At 60.5% G+C, this 25,561-nt stretch carries 34 protein-coding genes and 2 tRNA genes; 33 read left to right on the forward strand and 3 right to left on the reverse strand.

Features of this window, described 5'->3' with window-relative positions; all coding sequences use genetic code 11:
* The first annotated feature begins 36 nt into the window (after positions 1-36).
* From BPRO_RS14735 to BPRO_RS14755, 5 genes are all read left to right on the forward strand, one after another.
* Complete coding sequence (locus tag BPRO_RS14735) at positions 37-816, forward strand: oxepin-CoA hydrolase, alternative type (RefSeq protein ID WP_011483870.1); 780 nt, start codon at positions 37-39, stop codon at positions 814-816.
* A 295-nt stretch (positions 817-1,111) separates the two neighbouring features.
* Positions 1,112-1,837 (forward strand): Crp/Fnr family transcriptional regulator, encoded by a 726-nt coding sequence (locus BPRO_RS14740; RefSeq protein ID WP_011483871.1) that lies wholly within the window; start codon positions 1,112-1,114, stop codon positions 1,835-1,837.
* 4 nt (positions 1,838-1,841) lie between these two features.
* On the forward strand, positions 1,842-2,933 hold the full coding sequence (locus BPRO_RS14745) for a phosphotransferase family protein (RefSeq protein ID WP_011483872.1): 1,092 nt from the start codon (positions 1,842-1,844) through the stop codon (positions 2,931-2,933).
* Between the two features lie 47 nt (positions 2,934-2,980).
* Complete coding sequence (locus tag BPRO_RS14750) at positions 2,981-4,240, forward strand: acyl-CoA dehydrogenase family protein (RefSeq protein ID WP_011483873.1); 1,260 nt, start codon at positions 2,981-2,983, stop codon at positions 4,238-4,240.
* 299 nt (positions 4,241-4,539) lie between these two features.
* Positions 4,540-5,244 (forward strand): glutathione binding-like protein, encoded by a 705-nt coding sequence (locus BPRO_RS14755; protein ID WP_011483874.1) that lies wholly within the window; start codon positions 4,540-4,542, stop codon positions 5,242-5,244.
* 26 nt (positions 5,245-5,270) lie between these two features.
* On the opposite strand, the gene BPRO_RS14760 is transcribed toward BPRO_RS14755, so the two are convergent.
* The gene (locus tag BPRO_RS14760; RefSeq protein ID WP_011483875.1) at positions 5,271-6,284 is read right to left on the reverse strand and encodes a TRAP transporter substrate-binding protein; all 1,014 of its coding nucleotides are present in this window, start codon (positions 6,282-6,284) and stop codon (positions 5,271-5,273) included.
* Positions 6,285-6,730: 446 nt separating this feature from the next.
* Between BPRO_RS14760 and BPRO_RS14765 the strand changes: the two genes are divergently transcribed.
* The 19 genes from BPRO_RS14765 (at position 6,731) to BPRO_RS14850 (ending at position 16,449) form a co-directional block, all read left to right on the forward strand.
* Entirely contained in the window at positions 6,731-7,894 is a 1,164-nt protein-coding gene (locus BPRO_RS14765) for a tyrosine-type recombinase/integrase (protein ID WP_011483876.1), read from the forward strand.
* Positions 7,891-8,433, forward strand: coding sequence for a hypothetical protein (locus BPRO_RS29615; RefSeq protein WP_011483877.1), 543 nt, complete (start codon positions 7,891-7,893; stop codon positions 8,431-8,433). The genes BPRO_RS14765 and BPRO_RS29615 overlap by 4 nt, the downstream gene beginning before the upstream one ends.
* A gap of 99 nt (positions 8,434-8,532) precedes the next feature.
* Complete coding sequence (locus BPRO_RS14775; protein ID WP_041388845.1) at positions 8,533-8,733, forward strand: helix-turn-helix domain-containing protein; 201 nt, start codon at positions 8,533-8,535, stop codon at positions 8,731-8,733.
* Positions 8,733-9,011, forward strand: coding sequence for a hypothetical protein (locus tag BPRO_RS14780; protein ID WP_011483879.1), 279 nt, complete (start codon positions 8,733-8,735; stop codon positions 9,009-9,011). The genes BPRO_RS14775 and BPRO_RS14780 overlap by 1 nt, the downstream gene beginning before the upstream one ends.
* Positions 9,004-9,465 (forward strand): CHC2 zinc finger domain-containing protein, encoded by a 462-nt coding sequence (locus tag BPRO_RS14785; RefSeq protein WP_011483880.1) that lies wholly within the window; start codon positions 9,004-9,006, stop codon positions 9,463-9,465. Before BPRO_RS14780 ends, BPRO_RS14785 begins: the two co-directional genes overlap by 8 nt.
* Positions 9,462-10,700, forward strand: a complete 1,239-nt coding sequence (locus BPRO_RS14790; protein WP_011483881.1) for an AAA family ATPase — start codon at positions 9,462-9,464, stop codon at positions 10,698-10,700. Before BPRO_RS14785 ends, BPRO_RS14790 begins: the two co-directional genes overlap by 4 nt.
* Positions 10,700-11,032 carry a hypothetical protein gene (locus BPRO_RS14795; protein WP_011483882.1) on the forward strand — a complete coding sequence of 111 codons (333 nt, stop codon included), beginning with the start codon at positions 10,700-10,702 and terminating at the stop codon, positions 11,030-11,032. Before BPRO_RS14790 ends, BPRO_RS14795 begins: the two co-directional genes overlap by 1 nt.
* A gap of 171 nt (positions 11,033-11,203) precedes the next feature.
* Positions 11,204-11,677, forward strand: coding sequence for a terminase (locus tag BPRO_RS29620; protein ID WP_157045807.1), 474 nt, complete (start codon positions 11,204-11,206; stop codon positions 11,675-11,677).
* Positions 11,674-11,931, forward strand: coding sequence for a hypothetical protein (locus BPRO_RS14800; RefSeq protein ID WP_011483884.1), 258 nt, complete (start codon positions 11,674-11,676; stop codon positions 11,929-11,931). Before BPRO_RS29620 ends, BPRO_RS14800 begins: the two co-directional genes overlap by 4 nt.
* A gap of 5 nt (positions 11,932-11,936) precedes the next feature.
* The gene (locus tag BPRO_RS14805) at positions 11,937-12,233 is read left to right on the forward strand and encodes a hypothetical protein (RefSeq protein ID WP_011483885.1); all 297 of its coding nucleotides are present in this window, start codon (positions 11,937-11,939) and stop codon (positions 12,231-12,233) included.
* Complete coding sequence (locus tag BPRO_RS14810; protein WP_232291413.1) at positions 12,230-13,396, forward strand: phage major capsid protein; 1,167 nt, start codon at positions 12,230-12,232, stop codon at positions 13,394-13,396. Before BPRO_RS14805 ends, BPRO_RS14810 begins: the two co-directional genes overlap by 4 nt.
* Positions 13,396-13,683, forward strand: a complete 288-nt coding sequence (locus BPRO_RS14815) for a hypothetical protein (protein WP_011483887.1) — start codon at positions 13,396-13,398, stop codon at positions 13,681-13,683. Before BPRO_RS14810 ends, BPRO_RS14815 begins: the two co-directional genes overlap by 1 nt.
* Positions 13,680-13,895 (forward strand): hypothetical protein, encoded by a 216-nt coding sequence (locus BPRO_RS14820; protein ID WP_041388848.1) that lies wholly within the window; start codon positions 13,680-13,682, stop codon positions 13,893-13,895. Before BPRO_RS14815 ends, BPRO_RS14820 begins: the two co-directional genes overlap by 4 nt.
* On the forward strand, positions 13,895-14,089 hold the full coding sequence (locus BPRO_RS14825) for a hypothetical protein (RefSeq protein WP_041388849.1): 195 nt from the start codon (positions 13,895-13,897) through the stop codon (positions 14,087-14,089). Before BPRO_RS14820 ends, BPRO_RS14825 begins: the two co-directional genes overlap by 1 nt.
* 164 nt (positions 14,090-14,253) lie before the next feature.
* A complete protein-coding gene (locus BPRO_RS29625; RefSeq protein WP_157045808.1) occupies positions 14,254-14,844 on the forward strand; it encodes a hypothetical protein in 591 nt (196 codons plus the stop codon).
* Positions 14,845-14,890: 46 nt separating this feature from the next.
* Positions 14,891-15,436, forward strand: a complete 546-nt coding sequence (locus BPRO_RS14835; RefSeq protein WP_081430520.1) for a DUF2569 family protein — start codon at positions 14,891-14,893, stop codon at positions 15,434-15,436.
* A gap of 141 nt (positions 15,437-15,577) precedes the next feature.
* Positions 15,578-15,700 carry a hypothetical protein gene (locus BPRO_RS30720; RefSeq protein WP_011483890.1) on the forward strand — a complete coding sequence of 41 codons (123 nt, stop codon included), beginning with the start codon at positions 15,578-15,580 and terminating at the stop codon, positions 15,698-15,700.
* A 68-nt stretch (positions 15,701-15,768) separates the two neighbouring features.
* Complete coding sequence (locus BPRO_RS14845) at positions 15,769-16,056, forward strand: ADP-ribosyl-[dinitrogen reductase] hydrolase (protein WP_041389863.1); 288 nt, start codon at positions 15,769-15,771, stop codon at positions 16,054-16,056.
* An 18-nt stretch (positions 16,057-16,074) separates the two neighbouring features.
* On the forward strand, positions 16,075-16,449 hold the full coding sequence (locus BPRO_RS14850) for a hypothetical protein (RefSeq protein ID WP_011483892.1): 375 nt from the start codon (positions 16,075-16,077) through the stop codon (positions 16,447-16,449).
* 150 nt (positions 16,450-16,599) lie between these two features.
* Here the strand turns inward: BPRO_RS14850 and BPRO_RS14855 are convergent.
* Positions 16,600-16,676: transfer RNA gene (locus BPRO_RS14855), tRNA-Arg, on the reverse strand.
* A gap of 58 nt (positions 16,677-16,734) precedes the next feature.
* Positions 16,735-16,811: transfer RNA gene (locus BPRO_RS14860), tRNA-Pro, on the reverse strand.
* 283 nt (positions 16,812-17,094) lie between these two features.
* Here BPRO_RS14860 and BPRO_RS14865 point away from each other — a divergent pair.
* From BPRO_RS14865 to BPRO_RS14905, 9 genes are all read left to right on the forward strand, one after another.
* Positions 17,095-17,493 (forward strand): DUF488 domain-containing protein, encoded by a 399-nt coding sequence (locus BPRO_RS14865; RefSeq protein ID WP_011483893.1) that lies wholly within the window; start codon positions 17,095-17,097, stop codon positions 17,491-17,493.
* An 84-nt stretch (positions 17,494-17,577) separates the two neighbouring features.
* Entirely contained in the window at positions 17,578-18,069 is a 492-nt protein-coding gene (locus BPRO_RS14870; protein ID WP_011483894.1) for a flavodoxin domain-containing protein, read from the forward strand.
* A 127-nt stretch (positions 18,070-18,196) separates the two neighbouring features.
* A complete protein-coding gene (locus BPRO_RS14875) occupies positions 18,197-19,783 on the forward strand; it encodes a benzoate-CoA ligase family protein (protein WP_011483895.1) in 1,587 nt (528 codons plus the stop codon).
* Between the two features lie 169 nt (positions 19,784-19,952).
* Positions 19,953-21,140, forward strand: a complete 1,188-nt coding sequence (locus tag BPRO_RS14880; protein WP_011483896.1) for an ABC transporter substrate-binding protein — start codon at positions 19,953-19,955, stop codon at positions 21,138-21,140.
* Positions 21,141-21,436: 296 nt separating this feature from the next.
* A complete protein-coding gene (locus BPRO_RS14885; RefSeq protein WP_011483897.1) occupies positions 21,437-22,063 on the forward strand; it encodes a LysE family translocator in 627 nt (208 codons plus the stop codon).
* A 9-nt stretch (positions 22,064-22,072) separates the two neighbouring features.
* On the forward strand, positions 22,073-22,936 hold the full coding sequence (locus tag BPRO_RS14890; RefSeq protein ID WP_011483898.1) for a branched-chain amino acid ABC transporter permease: 864 nt from the start codon (positions 22,073-22,075) through the stop codon (positions 22,934-22,936).
* Positions 22,933-23,955 carry a branched-chain amino acid ABC transporter permease gene (locus tag BPRO_RS14895; RefSeq protein WP_011483899.1) on the forward strand — a complete coding sequence of 341 codons (1,023 nt, stop codon included), beginning with the start codon at positions 22,933-22,935 and terminating at the stop codon, positions 23,953-23,955. Before BPRO_RS14890 ends, BPRO_RS14895 begins: the two co-directional genes overlap by 4 nt.
* Positions 23,948-24,700, forward strand: coding sequence for an ABC transporter ATP-binding protein (locus BPRO_RS14900; RefSeq protein WP_011483900.1), 753 nt, complete (start codon positions 23,948-23,950; stop codon positions 24,698-24,700). Before BPRO_RS14895 ends, BPRO_RS14900 begins: the two co-directional genes overlap by 8 nt.
* Positions 24,697-25,437: an ABC transporter ATP-binding protein gene (locus BPRO_RS14905; RefSeq protein ID WP_011483901.1), complete on the forward strand. Its 741-nt coding sequence runs from the start codon at positions 24,697-24,699 to the stop codon at positions 25,435-25,437. The genes BPRO_RS14900 and BPRO_RS14905 overlap by 4 nt, the downstream gene beginning before the upstream one ends.
* Positions 25,438-25,561: the final 124 nt, after the last annotated feature.

The raw sequence follows: 25,561 nt of genomic DNA on the forward strand, positions 1-25,561 counted from the left end.
GCCTATTTCTCATTTCGATGCATTGGAAAAACTGACATGGCAGGCGCAATCAAAAGTACCAGTGAGGGCCAGACCCTCATCCTGACGCTGAGCAACCCCGAGTTCCGCAATGCGCTGGGGCCGGAGATTTACGCCGCAGGCATTGAGGCCCTCAATGCCGCCGAGAACAACCCCGAAATCCGCAGCGTGGTGATCACCGGCGAGGGCGCGGTGTTTTGCGCGGGCGGCAACCTGCAGCGCCTGCAAGCCAACCGGCGTGAGGCACCCGAGGTCCAGGCCCAGAGCATCGAAGGGCTGCACAACTGGATTGACTCGATACGCACTTATCCCAAACCCGTGATCGCCGCAGTCGAAGGTGCGGCGGCCGGGGCCGGCTTTTCGCTGGCACTGGCCTGCGACTTTGTCGTCGCCGCAAGCAACGCTGTGTTTGTGATGTCCTACAGCACGGTCGGGCTGTCCCCCGACGGTGGCGGCAGCTGGAGCCTGGCGCGCTCTCTGCCACGCGCCCTTGCCAGCGAGCTGCTCATGGGCGGCGAACGCATCAGCGCCCAGCGCCTGCATGACTTGGGCCTGGTGAACAAGGTCGCATCCGCGGGTGATGCCCTGAGTGAAGCGCTCAGGATGGCCGGGCAACTCAATGCGCGCGCGCCCAATGCGCTGGCCAGCATCAAGGAGCTCATCAATGAGGCGTCCTCAAACACCCTGAGCCAGCAACTGGCCTGCGAGCGCGACCATTTCGTGCGCAACCTGCACCACAGCAATGGCGGCGAGGGCATCGCCGCATTCCTGGGAAAGCGCACACCGCAGTACCGCTGAGGAGCCGCCGGTTTTGCCCCGCCAACCGGTGGCGGCAATGCATGGCCAGACGGATGGCAAGGCGCAGTGGCAGAACTTGCTTTGCATGGGAAGCGATACCCAAAAGATGAGGCTCATCTGCAGCGCGCTCGCCCCGCCACACCGGGATCACGGGAGTCCCGGCCGCATCGGGCGTGCCTGGGGGACAGGTTTGAACAGCGAGCGTCCCCCGCGACGCCGAGGTGACAGCGGGGTGGCGCAAGGGGCGTGCCTGGGGTGACAATGGTGGTCTTGTTAGTCACTTAAAAGACAGGCCATGGACGATCCTATTCTTACGATAGATGAAAGAGCGGCCATCAACAGTGGTCGCTGGTTTTCATCACTGTCCCCGTCCCTGAGGCACGACATCCTGCGATGCGCTTACGTCAAACGCTACAAAGACGGCGAATTGATTGCCGCCCGCGGCGATCCGCCGGAAGAATGGATTGCCTGCGCGAAGGGAGCCGTGCGCGTAAGCTCCACCTCCCTCTCGGGCAAGCAGATCACCCTGACCTATGTCGAGCCAGGCATCTGGTTTGGCGACGTGGCGATTTTCGACGGCGACCGCCGCACGCACGACGCGTATGCGCACGGCGACACCACGATCCTGTGCGTGGCCAAGGCCGATTTCAGAAAAATTCTGGCAGCCCATGTGGAGCTCTACGAGGCCATGCTGCGGCTCCATGCACGGCGCCTGCGTCAGCTCTTCGGCCTGGTGGAAGACCTCAACACCCTGCCCCTGCGCGCGCGCCTGGCCAAGCAGCTGTTGCACCTCGTTCGCTGCTACGGCGTGCCCAGCCTGGCCGACGGCCAGGAGATACGCATCGGCCTGCAGCTGGCCCAGGAGGAGTTGGCCCAGTTGCTGGGTGCCTCCCGCCAGCGCGTCAACCAGGAGCTCAAGTCCATGGAGCGCGAGGAGGCGATCCGCATCGAGCCAGGGGGCCTGGTGGTGCGAAACCGCGAAGCCCTGATGCGCATCTCCGAAGCCGATATGGACAAATAAGCACATGAGCAATTTCGACCATTTTGTAGGCACCCGGGCCGTTTCCGGGCAGCAGGCTTTTGACATCGACGTCCTCAGCACCTATCTGAAACAGCACCTCGAGGGTTTCGAAGGACCGTTGACCGTCGAGATATTCAAGGGTGGCCAGTCCAACCCGACCTACAAGCTGATCACACCGGGGCGGTCTTACGTCATGCGGGCCAAACCGGGCCCTGTGGCCAGGCTGCTGCCGTCGGCCCACGCGGTGGAGCGCGAATTCAAGGTCATGCAGGGCCTGCAGGGCACCGACGTGCCCGTCGCCAGGATGCACTGCCTGTGCGAAGACGAGTCCGTGATCGGGCGGGCTTTTTATGTGATGGAGTTCGTCGAGGGCCGGGTCCTCTGGGACCAGTCCCTGCCCGGCATGACCAACACCCGGCGCGGCGAGATCTATGACGAGATGAACCGCGTGATCGCCGCCCTGCACACCGTGAGGTTTGCGGAACGGGGCCTGGCCGATTACGGCAAGCCCGGCAACTACTTTGAGCGCCAGATTGGCCGCTGGAGCAAGCAGTACGCGGCATCCATTACCCAACCGATTCCCGAGATGGATTCGCTGATCCAGTGGCTGCCAGCCAATATCCCTGCCGGCGCGCGCGATGACAGCATGGTCTCCATCGTGCACGGCGACTTCCGGCTCGACAACCTGATGTTTCATCCCACCGAGCCGCGCGTACTGGCGGTGCTCGACTGGGAGCTGTCCACCCTGGGCCATCCGCTGGCAGACTTCAGCTACCACTGCATGGCCTGGCACATACCACCGGGCGCGTTTCGCGGCATTGGCGGCCTGGACATCGCCAGCCTGGGCATTCCTTCGGAAGCCGAATACATCCGCCGTTATTGCGAGCGCACCGGCCTGGCCACACCCGAAGCCCTCAAGGCCGACTGGAATTTCTACCTTGCCTACAACCTGTTTCGCCTCGCAGCGATTTTGCAGGGCATTGCCAAACGGGTGGAAGCCGGTACCGCCTCCAGCGCGCAGGCGGTCAGCTCGGCAGCGGGTGCACCGCTGCTGGCCGGGATGGCCTGGCGCTTTGCGCTTGAAAGCCAGCGCTGACGCTGGCAACTTTTTACCCCATCACCAACACCCCTGCAGGAGACCTCATGGATTTCAGCTACACCCCCAAAGTCAAGGAACTGCAGGCGCGCCTGTTGACGTTCATGGAGGCGCATATCTACCCGAACGAGGCCCGCTTCTTTCGGGAAATCGCCGAAAACCGGGCCAAGGGAAACGCCTGGATTCCCACGGCCATCATTGAAGAGCTCAAACCCAAGGCACGCGCCGCCGGCCTCTGGAACCTGTTTTTGCCGCACTCCCCGCGCGCGCCTGAAGGCCTGTCCAACCTCGAATACGCGCCCCTGTGCGAAATCATGGGCCGCGTGCCATTTGCGGCCGAAGTGTTCAACTGCTCGGCGCCCGACACCGGCAACATGGAGACCATTGCACGCTACGGCTCCGAGGCCAACAAGGATCAGTGGCTGGAACCGCTGCTCAAGGGCGAGATCCGTTCGGCCTTCCTGATGACCGAGCCGGAAGTGGCTTCGTCCGACGCCACCAACATCCAGTGCCGCATTGAGCGCGACGGCGATCACTATGTGCTCAATGGCCTGAAATGGTGGTCCTCCGGCGCCGGTGATCCGCGCTGCGCGATTTACATCGTGATGGGCAAGACCAACCCCGAGGCGGGCCGCCACGAGCAGCAGTCGATGATCCTGGTGCCCGCCAACACGCCAGGCATCACCGTGATTCGCCCGCTCTCTGTCTTTGGTTACGACGACGCACCGCACGGCCATATGGAAGTGCGGCTGACCAATGTGCGTGTGCCCGCCGGCAATCTGCTGCTGGGCGAAGGCCGGGGCTTTGAAATTGCCCAGGGCCGTCTTGGCCCCGGACGCATCCACCACTGCATGCGCAGCATCGGGAGTGCCGAGCGTGCGCTGGAGCTGATGTGCAAACGGCTGAACAGCCGCGTGGCCTTCGGTAAACCGGTTGCACGCCAGTCGGTCTGGGAGGAACGCATCGCCGAGGCACGCTGCATGATCGAGCAGGCCCGCCTGCTGACACTCAAGGCCGCCTACATGATGGACACCGTGGGCAACAAGGTCGCCAAGGCCGAGATCGCCATGATCAAGGTGGTGGCGCCCAACATGGCCTGCCAGATCATCGACTGGGCCATCCAGGCGCACGGCGGCGGCGGCGTGTCGGATGATTTCCCGCTGGCTTACGCCTATGCCCACCAGCGGACATTGCGCCTGGCCGACGGGCCGGACGAAGTACACCGCGCCTCCCTGGCCAAGCTGGAACTGGCCAAATACCTGGCGATGCCCGGTGAGATCGACATGCCCGTGACGCGCGGCTCCTGAGCCGCTTCGGGTTTTTGACGGGCCCGGCGCCATACAGCCCATGGCTGCCGGCGGCTTATTTGCGCGTTGCGCGTTGCGCGGGCGCGCCCATGTCAGTCCAGAGCGCAAATGTCGCCAAATGCCGGCTCGCGTTTCAGGGCCGTTTCAGGGCCATTTGAGAAACAGCATCCATCCAGGCCACGCAGCGAATATCCGCGCCCCAGGACATCCGCACGTTTCAGAGCCGATCAAACAGGGTTTCTGCTTTTCTTTTACAGTGCAGCAGGCACCCTGATACTAAAGAAAACACGGAAACACCAATGATCAACGTTTACTCATGGCCCACTCCCAATGGCCACAAAGTCCATGTCATGCTCGAGGAGTGCGGCTTTCGCCTCGGCCGTGACTGGCAGGCCTTTCCGGTCAACATCGGCAAAGGCGACCAGTTCAAGCCCGACTTTCTCGCCATCAGCCCCAACAACAAGATTCCCGCACTGGTCGACCCCCATGGCCCGGACGGCAAGCCCATTTCGCTGTTTGAATCCGGCGCCATTTTGCTCTACCTGGCCGCCAAAACCGGCAAGCTGCTGCCGAAAAGCGACCGGCTCAAATTCCAGGTTTTGCAATGGCTGATGTTCCAGATGGGCAGCGTGGGCCCCATGATCGGCCAGACCCACCACTTTCGCCAGTACGCCCCCGAAAAGATCGACTACGCCGTCAACCGCTACACCAATGAAACCAGGCGGCTCTACGGCGTAATGGACAGGCAGCTGGCCACCAGCAAATTCATCGCCTGCAACCAGTACACCATTGCCGATGTGGCCATCTTCCCCTGGCTGCGCAACTGGGCCAACCATGGCATCGACTGGGCCGACTACCCCCACCTGAAAAAATGGTTCGACCTCGTCAGCGCCCGCCCGGCCGTGCAGCGCGGCGTACAGGTACTGGCGGACCTGCGCCGCCCGCTCACGGGCGACAAGGAACGCGACATCCTGTTTGGCAAAACACAGTACGCAAAGCGGTAACTGCGGGGCCGGTGAGGGCACCGTCCTTATCGCACGGCGGCGTCCAGGGTAGCCTGAACGAGGTCCGCGCCGGCTTTTTGGCGCACGCTGTCGACGATACCTTCCGTCGCCTTGCGCATGTCGGCCCGGAACGAAGGGCGCACGGGTTCAAACTTCATGCCCCTGTTTGCCAGATCGACAATCGCGCCGATATCTTCCGCGGCGGCAGAGGTCCGCTGCGCGATGACCGCCTTGGTGGCCGCGTCCTGGATGATTTTCTGGTGCTCCGGCTTGAGCGCTTCGAACCTTTGCTTGTTGGCGACCAGCACGATGAAATCGAAAAAATGCGAGGTGTTGGTCAGGTATTTCTGCACCTCATGGAAGTTCCTGTCCCGAATTACGGCAAAGGGATTTTCCTGGGCATCCAGCGCACCGGACTGCAGCGCGCCATAAACCTCCTTGATGTCCATCTTCACCGGGTTCGCGCCCAGCGCCTGAAACGTCGCGATATGAATTTCATCCGGCTGCAGACGCAGCTTCAGCCCTTTTAAATCGGTGATCGAGCGGACCGGCCGCTGGCTGTTGGTCAGCTGACGTGGCCCCAACTCCATGAAGCCCAGGGGTAAAAAACCTTTGGCGGCAAACTTGCCTCCCAGCATGGCGCCAACCTTGCCGTCGACGACCTTGAAGGCGAGCTGACGGTCGGTAAACAAAAATGGAATGCTGAGTACCGACAGCTCCGGGACGGTGCGCGAGAGATAGGCGGTCGAGATCCAGGTCATGAACAGCTTCCCGCTGCGAACCTGGTCCACATTGTCCTGGGCACTGCCCAACTGCATGGCCGGGAAGACCTCGACCTGGATCTGCCCGCTGGAGACCTTTTCGACGTCCAGCTTGAACTGGGCCATTGCCAGGCTGCTGGAGTGATTCGCTGCGAAGTTTCCCGCAACGCGCAGCGGCTCCGCGAAGGCCGAACCCAAAGCCAGCAAAGCCAGGGCGGCCCACGCCGGCACAAGCCTGATGACCTTCCAGCCGCCAGGCCGGGATATTGAGCTTCTCATGAGGGTATCTTTCCTTGATTGAACACCATCAACATTAAAGTAAACAATTATGTCGACGACAATGTGCGCAAAAGTTAAAGCTGTTTGTTGCAAAAGTGCACCATCAAACAGGCCAAAAATCAGCCAGGAAGCGCTGTAAGGCGACGATCCGGGGATTCGAGGGACCCAAGAAGGGGTCAGGCGGGAGGAGGATAAGGCGCAGCGAATGCCACGGCACGCTGGCTTGGCGCCGTGGCCTGCCCGGAGGGGATCGAACCCCCGACCCTCAGCTTAGAAGTCAGTTTTTGTTGCTTTTTACATACCGACCCTAAGCTTTATCAAGCTTAATAAATATATACAAATCAATGCTTTGCGCTATCATTGACCTTAATGGGTAACAATGAAACTTCATCAAGTTTTATCAAATCTGTTACCCCGGCGTTACCCCGGAAGGTCAAAAACGGCGTATGAGCGAAAAATTCAGATTCACAAAGCCCCGAATCGAAGCATTACCCCCTGCCCTACCTGGTAAGCGCGACGAATACCGGGACGAGGCTTTGCCCGGCTTATGGCTACGCGTCAGCTCGGCAGGCGTGAAAACCTATGCGGTATTGGCTCGAAAGAAAGGCGGCGCATTGGAGCGCGTGACTATTGGCACGGCCGACAAGCTGACGCCCGAAAACGCCCGCGATAAAGCGAAGAAAATCATTGCCGACCTGGCGACCGGCGTAAGCCACGCGGCATCGGCCCGGGCAAAGCGCGGCGAGACAACCTTTGCCGAATTGTTGACCGACTACCTGAGCAACACCACCATGAAGCCGCGAAGCCTTGAGGCGTATCAGTGGCTCTACAAAAAGCACGTCGAGGCCGACTTAGGCAAACGCAAGTTGTCCGATGTTAGCGTTGAGCGGATTCGGGCCCTTCACAAGAAAATCTCCAAGGACACCCCCACCACGGCAAACCGCTGCGTTTCAATGGTCAAGGCTGCGTTCAACTGGGCCCTGAAGGAAGGCACCTACACGGGCGCAAACCCTGCCGGCCACGTCAAGAAAAATACCGAGACTTCCCGCACGCGGTATCTGCAGCCGGCAGAGCTGGCGATATTCTTTCAGGCGCTGGAAGAGTCAGAGGAGCCTGCGAAAAGCTTTTTTATGCTGTGTCTGCTGACCGGCGCGCGGCGCGCCAACGTGCTCGCGATGCGCTGGGCCGATATCAGCCTGGAGGATGGAATATGGCGTATTCCTGCAGGCGATGCGAAGGCCGGCGAAGAAATGAATATCCCGCTAGTTCCCGAAGCCGTAACGCTACTCACAAGGCTAAAAATCGAGGTAGCCGACACGTCGCCCTGGGTGTTCCCTGCTGACAGCAAAACGGGCCATTACCAAGAGCCGAAACGAGCTTGGGCAACCCTGCGCCGCCGTTCTGGATTAGCGGATTTACGCATTCACGACTTGCGGCGAACAATGGGATCCTGGCTTGTCAGGACGGGTGCCAATACCGCGATTAACGCCAAGGCACTCGGCCACAAGTCCATGCAAGCCGCTGCTGTGTATCAGCGTATTGCAGACGTTGACCCGGTTCGCGACGCAATGGAAAAGGCCACCACAGCATTCATGGGAGGCAAGCGATGATTGCATTTGACCCCTTTACCGCTACCCTAGCCGAGGCATTTGCCCAACCAAATCCACATGACGCAGTGCCTCTCCACGGCGAGGCGCAAGCCATCATTGAAGATCGTCCATATTTGGAAAAGAATCCGCTTGAAGGTGTAGCTCGCTGTGTTCGATATGGCCTTGTTGCCCCCGCCTGGCTCGCCGCCGCCTTCCTTCGACAATACGACGAAGTTCTGTGGTGCCGCCTTTCGACATGGGACGAAGCATTCGGGCCAGCACACCCCCCTGGAAAGCATCTATCAACCCTACTTCTGCGCCGTGAGTTGGAAGGACGATTACAGAATTTGTTTACCGGCATAAATAGGCTACCCAGAACGCTGGCTGGCCGTCAGGAAGCCGCCAGAATTTTCGGCATCACAGAGAAGCAGGTTCGCACACTACTTGGGAAGACCAGAACAAACGTCAAAGGCCACAAGCCATACACCCGGAGCTCATCGACGGCGGCACGCGCGAATGATCCATTTTCAATCACCAGCAGAAAAGTACCCAAAAAGTGATATTTCGGGCCCTTTGAATGATGGAGGATAGATAGGCCAAATCTTTACAGACCCAAACGAAACACGCTGTGTGTTGTCGGGGGAATGTGAAGGAATATCTTGGACAATCAAGCCGTTTTTGATCCGCTTCGCAATGAAGCTGAATCTGCTGAATTCCTGGGCGTCAAACCCACCACCCTGCAAATCTGGCGTTGCACAAAACGCTATCCGCTGCCCTACATCAAAGTAGGGCGCCTGGTTCGTTACCGTCAAAGCGACCTTGAGGCGTTTTTGACTTCACGCACTCAGGGCGCTATTTAATGAGCGCCCCCAAAAAAAGCGAATGCCCATCGGGGGATGGGCAAAACGCAGAGCGAAGCAGTAACACCGTCATTATCCCGCCTGCTCAATCTTTGGGCAAGCAGTATGCAAACCTGCGCGCCCGCTGCGCCCTGGCCGGCGTGGTGCTGCACCAGATAGAAAACGATTTTGGAAAAACGGTTTATATCGTTTCTCGCTGGGCGCTGACTCGCGAGCTGTCCGACCTTGATGCTGTGGCCGCCTGGCTCGATTGTGTGACGGGGAGGAATCATGGGTGACTTCATCCGCGATCAACTTCCCGAGCCGCTCAGCTACTTTGAAAGCCAAGGGCTGAAACTGAGCCCGCGCGGGAAGTGGCGCACCACCGAATGCAAGTTCCACAGCGGCAGTGATTCCATGAGGATCAACACCACCAGTGGCGCATGGGTGTGCATGTCCTGCGCTGCCAAGGGTGGCGACGTGTTGGCCTATCACATGGCCGCTAACTGCCTGGACTTCATCAGCGCTGCAAAAGACCTAGGAGCATGGCAGGACGACGGCAAGCCTGGCAAGCACCACCGGCCCAAGCCGCTGCCCGCTACAGAAGCCATCCGCGTGCTGGCGTTTGAATCGAATCTGACGGCCATAGCGGCCGCGAACCTTGCGCATGGCGTAGTGCTATCAAACAAGGATCGTGCGCGTCTCCTGGTGGCTGCCGGCCGCATCCAGCACGTTGCGGAGGTGTTCGCATGAACGTGGAAAACTACGACCACTTCGCAGCGTTGCTGGATGCTGACGCGGGCATAACCGAAACGACTATCCCCGATGGCGTGGTGCTGATTAACGGTAGCGACCTCACCCCGGAGGCTGTGCGCTGGCTTTGGCAATACTGGCTGGCGCTGGGCAAGCTGCACATCCTGGCCGGTGCGCCCGGGCAGGGTAAAACCACCATCGCACTTGCTGCAATGGCAACCGTGACGATTGGCGGACGCTGGCCCGATGGTTCACGCTGCGAACCCGGCAACGTGTTGATGTGGAGCGGCGAGGATGACCCAGCCGACACACTGTTACCCCGTCTTATAGCCGCAGGCGCGGACCGTTCCCGCTGCTACTTCGTGAGTGGCACGCGTATTGATGGCGAGCTGCAAGCGTTTGATCCGGCCCGCGATATGGAGGCGCTGGAGTATCAGGCACGCGCCATCGGGGGCGTGAAGCTGATTGTTGTTGATCCGGTTGTGTCTGCTGTGGCTGGCGACTCGCACAAAAACACCGAAGTTCGCAGGGCGCTGCAACCGCTGGTTGACCTGGCTAGCCGCCTTGATTGCGCTGTGCTGGGAATCAGCCACTTTTCTAAAGGTGGCGCGGGCAGTGATCCAGCTTCCCGCGTAGTCGGCTCGATTGCCTTTACCGCCGTGGCCCGCGTTGTGCTGGTGGCGGCAAAGGTAAGGGGCGAAGACGGCGAAGACCGCCGGATCCTGGCACGCGGCAAGTCCAACATCGGCCCGGACGATGGCGGGTTTGAATATCAGCTTGAGCAGATAGAAGCCCTGCCGGGGATTCAGGCCAGCCGCATCACATGGGGCAAGGCTGTAGAGGGTACGGCCCGCGAACTGCTGACAGACCCGAACGAAACCGATTCGAACGATGCCACATCGGACGCCGGCGAGGCTGTAGCAATGCTCAGGGCCGAACTGTCCGCCGACCACTGGACACCTTGCGACACCTGCACCCAGCCGCTGAAAGATGCGGGTTTCACGAAAAAGCAGATATGGACCGCATCTAAAAAGCTGGACGTCAAACGTCAAAAAGCCGGCATGGATAAGGGTTGGCAGTGGCGCTTGCGTGACCCCGGCGAGGGAACATTCACCACCGCTTATCCCGAAGATTCCGCCGAAGGTTCCGAAGGCTCCAACATTCTGAACGGGGAATCTTCGGAATCTTCGGGGCGTTTGGAATCTTCGGTGGCCGCTGATTCGGAGGTGTTTTGATGACACCAGAATCCATTCTGGAACTGCTTTGGGCGCAAGGGTTCACCGTCTGCCTTGTGGAACGCTACAGGCTGGCCGTCAGCCCTGCCAGCACCCTGCAAGACAGCCAGCGCGAATTGTTGCGGGCCAACAAAGCCGCCATCGTTGCCGCACTGCGCGAGGCCGACAGCATCATCGCCGATCTGCTCAAAGCCGCCATGCTGGCCTGCGACCACCACGGCGACAACCCTGCGGCGCGGGAGGCCATGTGCGCCGATTGCTTGGCAACACCGCCACACCTCCGCGCCGACCTGCTGGCGCATTTCAAACAAACCTATAGAGGCCAAGCATGACCAGCAGCAGCCCCGGGGGGCCGTGTGATGTTCCATGACCTCGCGAAGTCAGGACCAGCCACTCCCTCATTTAGACAAAAATTTCCCCTTTTGAATTGGAAATCAAATGGCAGGCAATTCAAATGGCTTGGACGGGTGGCCGCTGGAGTAGCCCCCCCGGGGGGACCTGAAATGTTCATTTCGAAGCCTTTGGGAAACCGGACCGCTACTTTTTTTTTACGTCTCCAAAACAGGATGTCTATGGCACGACCACGCAAACCTACAAGTGTGCTTGAGCTGACAGGCTCTTTCAAGGCCCATCCCGAGCGGGCGGCGGCACGCAAGTCAGAGCCTGTGCCTTCGGGTGAAATCGGTGACGCACCAAGCTATTTTGATGACGAATCCCGCAAATGTTGGACAGAGATTGTCGGTATGTGCCATGTCGGCACGTTATGCGCGGCTGACCGTTTGATTGTTGAGCATGGCGCCAGGGTGCTTGCCGCCTTGCGGGCCAGTCCAGTCTATGCAGACGCAAAGTTGATGATCCGTCTTGAGGCTACTTTGGGGAAATTGGGTCTGACGCCGGCCGACCGCTCAAAAGTCCAAGTCATCAAGCCCAAGGGAAATACGAACCCGTTTTTACGCAACGGAGCGGGCAGGCGATGAGCACGCCACCGAACCCCATGGAGCGGCTGCCCGAGCTGCCGAGCGAAATTGACCCGACCGCCGCCGGCCTTTGGGCGGCATCGATTCTCTTTCAAGCCGCACTGACCCGAGGATGGGACCGCGAGAAATTGCGATTCCTAACGTTCACGCTCGTCGTGGGGGTTGCGGTTGGCGACCTGACCGACGCCGAGCTGCATGCCGAGTTTCAGACCGCTATTGATGCGGCGCGCTCGCACGGTGCGGTGAAGCAGTAAAGCATATGCGCAACACATACTTGGACGATCAGGCCCGCGCAGCCGACCTGCAGGCCCGCGCCGAAGCCACGCGCCTGCTGCTGCGGGCGAAGTGCCAGGAGGCGGGTTGCGTCGTGGCCGCTGATGAGCGTGTAACCGAGGAAGCCGCCGCGCAGCTGATCGGCATGACCCAAGGCGGGCTGAAGAATATGCGCCACCAGGGGCGCGCGCCTGTTGCCTACAACCTGCCGGTTGAACGAAGCCGGGTCAGTTATCGCCTGCTGGACCTGGCGCTGTGGATCGAACAAAAAAGAGGTCATTGAACGTCATCCAACGACATCGGGCGTTATCGCTTTTGCAGCTGCGCGATGGCCCAATTAAAGAACTTTTGAAGGACCTCCTCATGTACGAAAACACGAACTTTCCACCCCGCGGCTCCGGCGTCGTGCGCGCGTTGATCTCGAACATACTCGCGCAAAAGAATGCCGAAGGGCCAGTCGGCGCACTGCGCATTGCTGAGCAGCGCTGGGGCAAGGGCAGTGAAGTGGCTGTCATCACACGCGCAGCGGTTGCAGGTGGAAGCACAGCCAGCGGCGCCTGGGGCGCCGAGCTTGAAGCCCAATCTGCTGTTGCTGAATTCCTGGAGATCGTGACGCCTATGACCATCCTCGGACGGACGGCGAACTTGCGCCGGGTGCCAGTGGGTGTGCCAGTGGTGAAACAAACCGGCGCTGCGACCGGCTACTGGGTCGCACAAGGCAAGGCGACCCCGTTGAGCAGCATGGCATTTGATCGCACGACGCTCGAGGCCAAAATGCGCGTCGGCGCGATAGTGGTGGTCTCAAATGACTTGCTGGAGGCACCAGGCGGCGACGAGGTGTTGCGCGGCGACCTGGCCCTGGCCGTAGCAAGCGCCACTGACGCGGCATTCATCGACCACCAGAATGCAGGCGTGGCTGGCGAAAAGCCGCCGGGGATCGCTTACGGGATGCCCGCGATCCCTGCCTCGGGCAGCGATGCCGCAACGTTCAAGGTGGACATCGCCAACGCGCTCGAGGCCTTCACGGGCTCCCTGATGAACGCGGTCTGGGTCATGCATCCTCGGGCAGCCGCGGCAATCGGGCTGTTGATGGGTGCGGCGGGCGTGGCCTGCAACTTGGGCGCCCGCGGTGGCGAGTTGGCCGGCCTGCCCGTCCTGACCAGCGAGCTCGTGGAAATCACCACGGACGGCACCGCGATTACCCTCTTTGACGCCTCGTCGGTTTTGATCACCGAAGGTACGCTGATCATGGGAAAAAACTCCGACGGCGCCGTGGAAATGGACAACGAGCCAACGGGCGACGGCACGCCGACCGCCGCGACCACCCTGGTCCCACTCTGGCAAACCGAATCTACCGGCCTCAAGGTGGGGCGCCATATCGAATGGGAGCTCGGCCGGCCAGGCGCTGCTGTGGTCATTACTGGTGTTCCTTTCGGGGCGCTCTGATGAAACTGGACAACCCGGAACTGCGGGACTCGAAAACGCAGGTAACTATGGGCTTTCTGCTCAGAGTGGCAGACATGCTCATCGCGAAGATGACAGAGCAGCAGAAAGCCATCTCCGAACTGGAGACGCGCCGAACAATGAGCTTCGAAGGCGCCCACGATCCGGGGCGGCAATACCGTCAGGGCGATTGCGTGCAGCGCTCAGGCGGTCTTTTCGTGTGCTTGGCGGCGACCGACGAACTGCCCGGCGAATCTGCCCGCTGGCGCCGAATTGGAGATGCGAAATGAAATTGACCGAAACAGATCTGTGTGAATTCTGCGACGCACTTCGCGAGCGTCTGGCGAACCCTGAGCTTGGAGACATCGCTGCCCCGCATGAGGTAAGCGGCCTACACTCCGACGACATCGCCGAAGACGGCAAACGCATTCGGCTGTACGACTTGGCCGGCGGCCGCACCGGCGCACAGATCGACGACGGCGTAATCAGGTACTGCGATTGATGCCGCGTCCGCCCGATTCACCCGAGGCGCAGCTCGCAGCCGAAGCGCACCGCATCGGTGTGCTGGCGTTTTTTTCGCCAACACTGAAAGCCGAGGGACGGCCGCATGTCCGGTTGTTCTCCCGAGGCTCGAATCTGGCTGAGCTACACACGATTGACGAAGCGCGTGAGTGGCTGCGCCTGCAAGAGCAGTAGCGGCGCGCTTAGTCCCAGCAGGTTGGCACAGCACCGAGGCCGCCAGTAGCTCCCGTTTTACCGCAGACTGAGCACTTGAGCGGCCGTTCACCCTCCGATTAGAGGAGGCGCTTGATTGACGCCTATGTCACGATGTGCCCATAAGACATGAGGGAGTATTCAGCTTGAGCAATTCGTCCTATTCCGTCGGCAAATTCCTCGGCAGAAATTGGCTTGGGCTTTTAGTGGCGGCCTGCTTCTTCGCGCTATGGGGGTATCTGGACAGCCGGCCAGTAGAACAACCCACCTCGCCAGTCACCGCACAGAAACAGGGCACTCAGGATATACAGGCAGCGAAAGAAAAACGCGACGAAGAAGAACGGCTACGGAGATGCACAACGGAAAGCGCAGCACTTCGCGCGGAGGCTAAAGCCTTGATGAAAGCCAAAGATCCGCAAAAGGCTTTCGAACTACTCGCCCCATGCCGAAATTTACCCATCGACCAAGACACCACGAAATTAATAACGGAGGTGCTGACCGCAACCCGGGCAAACGATGAAATTCGGATAAAAAGAGAAGCTCTCGCCGAAAAATCACGCCGCAAAAAAGAGGGTGTCAGCATTGGTATGACGCAGCAGGAAGTCTTAGACAGCAGCTGGGGCAGGCCTCAACGGATCAATAAGACTACTTCAGCAAACTATCAGCACGAACAGTGGGTCTACGACGGCGGCTACCTGTACTTTGAAAGTGGAATTCTGAAAACGATTCAACATTAGCGACGGACCCGCACCCACGCGGCCCGTGGGATATAGGGAGGAGAAAATGAATTTTTCTATGTGGCACGTTATTGTTATTGTGTCTGTTGGGTTGGCGATTTGGGGCGCGATCGCACTAAGTAGATGGTCGCGCCGTGCCGAGAAGCCGGGAGGTGTGGGGGGGTGGCTCGCTTTGCTCATAGCCGGATTAATATTTTTGGGGCCGCTATTTAGCGCGGGACGCATCAGCAGCGATTTTATGGATACCGAGAGCAAATATCCAAAGCTACTTACGGTAGAGGCGTGGTTGAATTACAAAAACACAGCATGGATATTCTTTGGAATCGCAACACTTTTTGGGATATATGCGGGCTGGTGCTTGGCACGTAGGAGAATCTCGACAAGTCCCTTCATAGCAATCGCGGCCATCTGGATTCTTGGGCCGCTTCTTAGCGTAATCCTTGCAATCATCTTGCCGATAATTTTCTTTGGTGCCACAGGCTTGGACGCAGCGGGAGCCGGTGCGCTTGCTGTCTCGGGACTTCCAGCGGTCGCATGGACCTTATATTTGCTGAAATCCAAACGGGTGAAAGCGCTATATCACCAAGTGTAGAGGGATGGGAAAAGCCATCCTTCTATTGGCGACCCTTGTCCTATCTGTGGGAGCAGACGCGGAATTAAGCGCAGCCAGAGCGCCAAGATCGAGTTCAAGCAGGAATACCCCTGCCCTGTCACGGGAGCCAGCAAGGGCTACGTGATCGACCGCATCAAGCCTCTCGCCTACAGCGGCGCCGACGGGCCCGACAACATGCAATTGCAGACCATTGCGGAGGCCAAAGCCAAGGACAAATGGGAGCGCGAGGCTTGTGGCAAGTAGCATACGTCTAGCAAGTGTTTAAAAAAATCAAGGTTTGAAGCCTTGTTTTTGTATATACAATGCCTAAAATGAAGAATCTAGCGATGTCTCCGGATGTACTGGAGAAGCTTCGGGAGAAGCACAACGTTTCGTTGCGAGAAGTCGAGCAATGCTTTGAAAACAAATGCGGGCTTTACTTGGAGGATGATCGTGAAGAGCATCGAACAGACCCGGCCACTCTTTGGTTTGTAGCCCCAACCAATCGAGGACGACCACTCAAGGTTATTTTTATTTTTATTGACGGAACCGTTCACATCAAGACAGCGTACGAACCCATTCAAGAGGTTATCGACCTGTACGAACGGCACGCTAAATAGCCAACCCAGGAGAAAGAAATGAAAGAAAAGGCACGGATTCCCGGCACGATAGAGGCATGGGAAAGCGGGGCTCTCGGTAATACCGAGGCCAACGTACGCCAGGCCTCACGCGACATGGAACAGGAAATAGATGAGGCCCTTGGGCTTCAGGCAATCTCGATCCGGCTTCCAAAGAGCACAATCGACACATACAAGGCGCTTGCTAAGATGCACGGCGTCGGCTACCAGCCGCTGATGCGTGATGCGATCTGCCGCTGGGCAGAAGGTGAACTCAAGTTGATGCTGATTGCATCGGCTGAAAGCAAGCGCCAAGAGGAGATTCAGAAAACGGGCAAGGCGCCTGCCGGCGGTGGCGGAATTCTCCCAACAGAGCCAATGCGCAAAGCCGCTTGAGCATCACATACCCCCAACACTGAGCCCGCCCCGAGCGGGCTTTTTTGTCGCCTGGCCGCCACGGGTAACAGAATGCACCCAAATTGTTACCCCAGCGTTACCCCAACCTCTTATTGCTATTATTTTAATAGCTACAGACCGTCTATTTACTGGCCTGCCCGGAGGGGATCGAACCCCCGACCCTCAGCTTAGAAGGCTGATGCTCTATCCAACTGAGCTACGGGCAGGTATGAAACGCAGATACAAAAAAAGCCCACACAGGTGAGCTTTTTTTGATGGATTCGTTGGTCGGAGTACAAGGATTCGAACCTTGGACCCCCTGGTCCCAAACCAGGTGCGCTACCAGACTGCGCCACACTCCGACTAGTCTGCTATTGTAGCGCGGACAGAGGCGATTCTGCAGGCGCCGTGTATTTTTTTGCAATCCCTGATGCCGGAAGGCGCCCGCACCGCCGCAAGATGGGCTCTCTCACCGGAATAATCGAACGTGGGTTCGGAACGCCTTGAAGGCCTTGGACGCGACAGGGCTTCGAGCCGATTTCAGTTTCAAATGGTGTTGTTTCAAAAGACAGCTATCAAAACAGCTATCAGCGGCGCCTGCCCCACCAAAAAAAAGGGGGCCGGCCGGCAAACGAGGAGACTGGCATGACTGTGAGGATCGTCAAATTGGGTACAGCCCGCGGCGCCGACGAAGGCCTGCGCATAGGCACGGTCCGCAGACCTCCCCGGGGCGTTCCCAAAAGCCAGTTCTCGTCACAGAATTGGTACGACGTCTGGTACCCCAACCTCGCGCCGAGTGTGGAAACCATGAAACTGGGCCAGTCGGCCCAGGCTGGCCCCGATGGTGACCGGGACTGGGTCGCGTTCAGAAAGAAATACCGCGCCGAGATGGCCGAACCGGACGCCAACCGCAGCCTGGACCTGCTGGCCGCGCTGTCGCAGCGCAGCAATTTTTCCGTGGGCTGTTACTGCGACAACGAAGCGCGCTGCCACCGCTCGCTGCTGCGCGAACTGCTCCGCGAACGCGGCGCAAATATCGCTTAACCTTGATGCTCGAGCCGACTGGCGCGAATGCCGCGGTGCGCTGTTTTTGACAACTTGCCACATACTTTTTCTGGAGATTATTCGATGAAGCTCAAAATCCTGGTGGGCACCATGACCAGCACCGCCGACCATGTGGCACAGGCAATTCAGATGGATTGCGCAGACCTGGTGAGCGGCATCGACATCCAGTTGATGGACGCACTGGATATCACGATCTTTGATGCCGCCCAGGCGGAAGATGCGCTCTATCTCATCTGCACCTCCACGTATGGTGCGGGCGATGTCCCGGACAATGCCCGCACCCTGTATGAATCACTGGGCTCCCAGCCGCAGTTCCTGGGCCACGTGCGCTACGGCGTGATCGCGCTGGGTGACAGCGCCCACGCCCAGACATTCTGCTTTGGCGGCAAGCAATTTGACGAGCGCCTGCAGGATCTTGGCGCGCAGCGCATCGGCGAGGTCTGGTGTCACGACGCCAGCAGTGGCACCATACCCGAAACAGAGGGTACCGAATGGTGCCGCCAGTGGCTCGCCGAAGCGTTGCAAGCCGTGGGGGCCAGCCCGGCCACCGCCTGAGGGCAGGAAAACCGTGGCTCGCCTCGTTGTTGCCTCCCGCTCTTTGTTGTTCTCTCGTTCTTGTTGCCTCTCGCTCTTGATTAGCAGGTGAAATAAGCGATACAAATAGAAGTAACCGGAGACACGCATGCAACTGAGTCGCGCCGACCATTCGGCAAGCCCTCCCCTGGTAGACATTCCCCGTGACTACAACGCCGCGCACGACCTGCTCGAGCGCAATGCGCAGCGCCCCGACAAGGTCGCTTTCATCAACGGCCTGAGCGGGGAGCAACTCACCTACGGCGAACTCGCCCGGCAATCCCATGGTTTTGCCAATGCCCTGCGAAACCAGGGCTTCGCACCTGAAAGCCGCGTCCTGCTGGCGATGCTGGACACCCCCGAGTGGCCCGTTGCCTTCCTGGGCTGCATCCTGGCTGGCGTGGTTCCCGTGGCTGCAAACACCCTGCTCACGACCCAGGACTTCGAGTTCATGCTGCGCGACTCGCGCGCCCAGGGGCTCATCGTCTCGGAGGCCCTGCTGCCGGCCTTTGAGCCGCTGCTGGGCAGAGTTGACACACTCAAGGCCGTGATCGTCTCGGGCGCCGAAACTTCCACGCCTCACATGACGCTGGCCCAGCTTCTGAGAGCATCTCCGGCTACTAAATCTATCGCAAACACATGCGCCGACGAGGCTTGCTTCTGGTTGTATTCCAGCGGCTCGACGGGAACGCCCAAGGGCACGGTCCATCTGCACAGCCACCTGATCCAGACCGCCGAACTGTATGGCCGGGGGGTGCTGGGGATCCAGGAATCCGATGTCGTGTATTCCGCCGCCAAACTGTTTTTTGCCTATGGCCTGGGCAATGCGCTGACCTTCCCGATGAGCGTCGGCGCCACCACGGTGCTGCTGCCAGCACGCCCCACGCCGGCCGAGGTGTTTGGGCTGCTCAAGAAATACCAGCCCACGATCTTCTATGGCGTACCCACGCTCTATGCCGCGCTGCTGGCAGACCCGGCCCGGCCGGCGAAATCCGAACTCCGCTTGCGCATTTGCACCAGCGCCGGTGAAGCCCTGCCGGCCGAGATTGGCAAGAAATGGACGGCGCAGTATGGCTGTGACATCCTGGACGGGATTGGCTCGACGGAAATGCTGCATATTTTCCTGAGCAACCGGCCCGGCGAAGTGCGTTACGGCACCACCGGTCAGGCCGTGCCAGGCTACTCGCTGCGCATCGTCGCCGACGATGGCCACGAATGTGGCGTCGGCGAGATCGGCGAGCTTCAGATCAGCGGCCCGAGCGCTGCCCTGATGTACTGGAACAACCGCGCCAAAACCAAGGCCACCTTTGCCGGCGAATGGACCAGGAGCGGCGACAAGTACACGCGCGACGCCGACGGCTTCTACACCTACGGCGGACGCAGCGACGACATGCTCAAGGTGGGCGGCATTTATGTCTCGCCGTTCGAGGTGGAAGCCTGCCTCATGGGCCACGCATCTGTACTCGAGGTCGCGGTGATCGGTGTGATGGACGCCGATCAGCTGGTCAAACCCAAGGCTTATGTGGTGATGAAGTCCGGCCAGAGCGCAACCGCCGGGGAGCTGCAGGCCCACGTCAAGCAGCTGCTGGCGCCCTACAAGTACCCGCGCTGGATAGAGTTTGTGAGCGAGTTGCCCAAAACCGCGACCGGCAAGATACAGCGCTTCAAGCTGCGCCAGACCCAGCAAGCCAGATAAAGGCTGCGGAAGATTGTTCAAACTGCTTCAAGCAGCTTCAAACGGGCACGGCAATTGCTTTAAACATAAACAATTTAATCTTCAATCTCGGGTTTTACACTAGGGCTGCAGGCGCACCGCACCCTTAATATCCGTCTGGTACGTTTCCGTCTCAACCAGGAGTTTTTCCATGACCTCACGCCGACTTGTTTTGACCCGCAGTGCTGCCGTTATCGGCGCCGCATCCACTGGCCTGCTGCTGCCCGAAATCGTGCGCGCACAGTCGGGCAAGGTGCGTGTGGGCTTCATGTTGCCCTACACCGGCACCTTTGCCCAACTCGGGGTGGCCATTGAAAACGGCTTTCGCCTGGCGATCAATGAGCAAGGCGGCAAGCTGGGCGGCCGCGAGATCGAATACTTCAAGGTCGACGATGAGTCCGAGCCGTCCAAAGGCATTGAAAACGCCAGCAAGCTGGTGCAACGCGACAAGGTCGATGTACTGGTCGGCACGGTGCACTCCGGTGTGCAGATGGGTATCCAGAAGGTCGCGCGCGACAGCGGCGTACTGAGCCTGATTCCCAACGCGGGCGTGCATGCCGCCACCCGCAGCCTGTGCGCACCCAATGTGTTCCGTACCTCCTTCAGCAACTCGCAACCTACCCGCGCCCTGGGTCAGGCCATGATCGCAAAAGGCCATAAAAAAGCCGTCTGGATCACCTGGAAATATGCAGCCGGCGACGAGGCCTTTGAAGGCTTCAAGGAAAGCTACACAGCGGCCGGCGGCACCATTATCAAGGAACTGGGCCTGCCCTTCCCCAACGTTGAATTCCAGGCGCTGCTGACCGAAATCGCCGCACTCAAGCCCGATGCCGTGGCCTGCTTCTTCGCCGGCGGCGGCGCCGCGAAGTTCATCCGCGACTACGCAGCGGCGGGCCTCAAAGGCAAGATCCCGCTCTACGGTTCCGGCTTCCTGACCGAAGGCGTGCTGGACGCGGCCGGCCCTGCGGCGGACGGCATCATCACCACCATGCACTACAGCGACTCGCTGGACACGCCGCGCAACAAGAAATTCCGCCTCGACTACGCCAAAGCCTTCAAGACGCAACCCGATGTGTACGCGGTGCAGGGCTATGACACCGGCCTGCTGCTGATCCAGGGCGCCAACGCCGTCAAGGGCGACCTGGCCAACAAGCCCGCGCTCTACAAGGCCATGGAAGGCGCCACCATCGACAGCCCGCGCGGCAAGTGGACCATGAGCAAGGCACACAACCCGGTGCAGGACATGTACCTGCGTGTGGTGGAAAACAAGGAAAACAAGGTGCTCGGCGTTGCGGCCAAGGCACTGGCCGACTCCGGCGCCGGCTGCAAGATGGGCTAGGCATGGCCCCCACGGTCGCTCACTGCGTGTAGCTCCCGAGGCCTTGCAGGCCGCGGCTCGCGAGACGCTTCGCCTCTGTCGCCTGTCCAAAGCTGCTCAAGCAGCTTTGGAGCCGCAGGCTCCAGCCCCTCGGGGGCCGCTGCGCCTGCGGCCCGGCAAAGCCGGTTCCGCGGCCCCTGCTGGTGGGGAGAGCCCCACGCTCGTTCACTGCGCGCAGCTAGCCGTTCTGCCTCATTTTTTGAACAAACTGGTACGGCGCGTGCTTGCCGTCTTGTCGCGATACTATCTTCACCACCATGACGCTCACCACCTACCTCCTCTACATAGCGGCCGTCGCGCTGCTCATCCTGACACCGGGCCCGACCATGCTGATGTGCATGACGAATGCCCTGAACCACGGGCCACGCAAGGCCATGACCTCGGTTGCCGGAAGCGTCAGCGCTGTGCTGTGTGTCATGCTGCTGTCGGCCATGGGCCTGGGCGCGCTGCTGGCGACATCCGAGACGGCCTTCACCGTGGCCAAGGTCATCGGTGCTGCCTACCTGATCTGGCTGGGCATCAAGACCTTTCGCAGCGAGGCCGCCGTGCTGGACGCCAGCGCAGAGCGTTCGCCACAGCAGCGCCGCTCGTTTTTCCTGCGCGGTTTTCTGGTCGGCGCCAGCAATCCCAAGGCATTGCTGTTTTTTGCGGCCTTTTTTCCGCAATTCCTGAACCCCGCCGCACCCTTTGTGCCGCAATTCGCCATCCTCGCCCTCACCTTCATGGCCTTTGAATTCACGGTGCTCACCTGCTGCGCGCTGGGCGTTTCACGCATCGCGCCTTTGCTGCGCTCCAGCCGCGCCGTACGATGGTTCAACCGCGGTTCGGGCAGTCTTTTCACGCTCATGGGCAGTCTGTTATTGCTGACACGCCGGCATACCTGAGACCGATTTATGGACATAGCCAACTTCCTCATCCAGCTGCTCAACAGCGTGCAGTACGGCCTCTTGCTGTTCATGCTGGCGGCCGGCCTGACCCTGATCTTCGGCATCATGGGCGTGGTCAACCTGGCGCACGGCAGCTTTTACATGCTCGGCGCCTACCTCGCCTGGTCGCTCAGCGCCCAGCTCGGCAGCCTGACGCTGGCCATCGTGGTGGGCGCCGTGCTCTCGGTCGTGTTCGGCCTGGCCCTCGAATGGCTGCTGTTTCGCCATTTCTATAAACGCGACCACCTCGACCAGGTGCTGCTGACCTTCGGGCTGATCTACATCTTTGAAGAGCTGCGCTCCATCCTGTGGGGCGACGACGTGCACGGCGTGACCATTCCCGACCTCCTCGGCGCCTCCATCCCGCTGACCGAGAACCTGTCCTACCCGGTGTATCGCCTGTTCATGTCCGGTGTCTGCATCGCGCTGGCGCTGGGCCTGTATGGGCTGATCTCCAGGACCCGCCTGGGCATGAAGATACGCGCCGGCGCCTTCAACCGCGAGATGGCCGAATCGCTGGGCATCAACATCAAGCGCATCCATGCCGTGGTGTTTGCCCTGGGCGTCGGCCTGGCGGCCGTCGCCGGCATGATCGCCGCACCGATCGCCAGCGTCTACCCCAACATGGGCTCGCAGGTGCTCATCATGTGTTTTGTCGTCGTCGTGATCGGCGGCATCGGCTCGGTGCGCGGCGCGCTGATCGCCGCGCTGCTGGTCGGGCTGGTCGATACCTTTGGCAAGGTCTTGCTGCCCTCGGTCGCCGGCATGCTGGTCTACATGCTGATGGCCGGCGTTCTGCTGTGGAAACCTGAAGGGCTGTTCAAGCAATGAGCGCACAAAAATCCAACCTCGAAGTCCTGCCGCGCGGCGTGCAGGTGGCGCTCGTGCTGGGGCTGGTCGCCCTGCTCGCCTTCCCCTTCGCCGGCACCGAGTTCTACACCCAGATGGTGACCCGCATGATGATCATGGCGATCTTTGCCATGAGCCTGGACCTGCTGCAGGGCGTGACCGGCCTGGTCTCGCTGGGTCACGCCGCCTTCTTCGGCATTGCCGGCTACGCCCTGGCCTTCCTCACCCCGCAGGGCGAGCCGGTGAGCCTGTGGTGGACCCTGCCCGTTGCGGTGCTGGCCTCGGGCCTGGCGGCGCTGGTGATCGGCTTTTTTGTGGTGCGCACCCACGGCATCTACTTCATCATGGTCACCATGGCCTTTGCCCAGATGGTGTTTTACCTGTTCTTTGACAACAAGGTGCTGGGCGGCTCCGACGGGCTGTACATCAACTTCAAGCCCAGCGCCGAGCTCTTCGGCTGGACGCCCTTTGATCTGGACGGCAAGCGCACGCTGTACTACTTCACGCTGGGCGTCCTGCTGGCCGTCTATGCCTTTTTGCGGCGCCTGCTGTGGAGCCCGTTTGGCCGGGCGCTGGCCGGCATCCGCGTCAACGAGCACCGCATGCGGGCCATGGGCTATGGCACCTTCGGCTACAAGCTGGCGGCCTTCACGCTGGCCGGCAGCCTGGCCGGGCTGGCCGGCTACCTGTGGGGCGCGCAGACCGGCTACATCAACCCGGAGCTGATGGGCTTTCACATGAGCGCGCACGCCATCATGATGGTGATCCTGGGCGGCATGGGCAACTTCGCGGGTGCCATCGTCGGCGCCTTTGCCTTTGAGTACCTGCTGCATGTGTTCAAGGACCTGCCCACCCTCGAGGTATTGGGCAGCGTCAACCTGGGCAAGCACTGGCAACTCTGGATGGGGCTGTTCATCGTGGCGGTGGTGGTGTTCGCGCCGCGCGGCCTGCTGGGCCTGGCGCAAAAGTTCATGAAGCGCAAGGAGGCCGACCATGGCTGAAATACTCCTGTCGGCAAGGAGTCTGACCAAACGCTTTGGCGGCCTGGCGGCGGTCAACGATGTTTCTGTCGATCTCTGGCGCAACCACATCCATGCGGTGATCGGCCCCAATGGGGCGGGCAAGTCGACGCTGACCAACCTGCTGTCGGGGGACCTGCCACCGAGCTCGGGCACGGTGATGCTGGGCGGGCACGACGTGACGGGCTGGAGCCCGGAGAAGATTTCAAACCAGGGCCTGGGGCGCAGCTACCAGAAGACCAACATCTTCCTGCCCTTCACGGTCTGGGAGAACGTGCGGCTGGCCGCGCAGTCGCGCCAGCCGCGGGCGGCACGCTGGCTCAGCCGTGCCAGCCGATTTACGGCCATCAACGAGCGGGCCGAGCGGGCGCTGGCGCTGGCCGGGCTGCAGAGCCGCCGGCACAGCATCGCCGGCACCATCAGCCACGGCGAGCAGCGCCAGCTGGAGATTGCCATGACGCTGGCCACCGAGCCGCAGGTGCTGCTGCTGGACGAGCCGCTGGCGGGCATGGGGGTGGCGGAGGCCGAGCGCATGGTGGCGCTGCTGCTGGCGCTGAAACAAGAGCACGGCATCTTGCTGGTCGAGCATGACATGGATGCGGTGTTTGCGCTGGCCGACCAGCTGACGGTGATGGTCAACGGCCAGGTGATCGCCAGTGGCACGCCGGCGCAGATCCGGGCCGATGCCGGGGTGCAGGCCGCTTACTTGGGCGAGGAACACGCATGAACACCGCTATGAGCACCGCTATGAGCACCGGTTTGTTGATTGATGCGAAAGACATCCACACCTACTACGGGGCCAGCCACATCCTGCGCGGCATCAACTTCCGGGTGGCGCGCGGCGAGACGATTGGCCTGATGGGGCGCAATGGCATGGGCAAGAGCACCTTGCTCAAGAGCCTGATGGGGCTGGTCAGGCCGCGCTCGGGCTCGATCGACATCATGGGCCGGCCGATGCTGGGCCGGGCGCCGTATGAGATTGCCCGGCTGGGCGTGGCCTATGTGCCGGAGGGCCGGGGCATCTTTGGCAACCTGAGCGTGGTGGAGAACCTGAAGATGGCGGCGCGTGCGGGCACGCGGGGCCAGCGCGACTGGACCTATGAGCGGGTGCTGGAGACGTTTCCGCGCCTGAAGGAGCGCCTGGGCCACGGCGGCCAGCAGCTGTCGGGCGGGGAGCAGCAGATGCTGACGATTGGCCGGGCGCTGATGACCAATCCGGATGTGCTGATCCTGGATGAGGCGACCGAGGGCCTGGCGCCGCTGATTGCGCGCGACATCTGGCGAATATGCCAGATCGTGCGGGAAACCGGTATCTCCAGCGTCATCGTGGACAAGAACTGGAAGCATGTCACCCAGATCACCGACCGCAATGTGATCCTGGTCAAGGGCCAGGTGGTGTTCGAGGGCTCCTCCGACGAGCTGCACGCCAGGCCTGAACTGCTTGAGCTGTATCTGGGGGTTTGAAGACGCGCAGGCGCAATCGACAAAGTACCCCCCGCATGGCATCATCGCCAGGTACTGAGCAACTGGCCACAGTCACCCGCAGGACTTGGTGACGGGGGCAAACTGAAAGGTCGGACGCATGCGG

The sequence above is a fragment of the Polaromonas sp. JS666 genome, assembly GCF_000013865.1.
Taxonomy (GTDB): domain Bacteria; phylum Pseudomonadota; class Gammaproteobacteria; order Burkholderiales; family Burkholderiaceae_C; genus Polaromonas.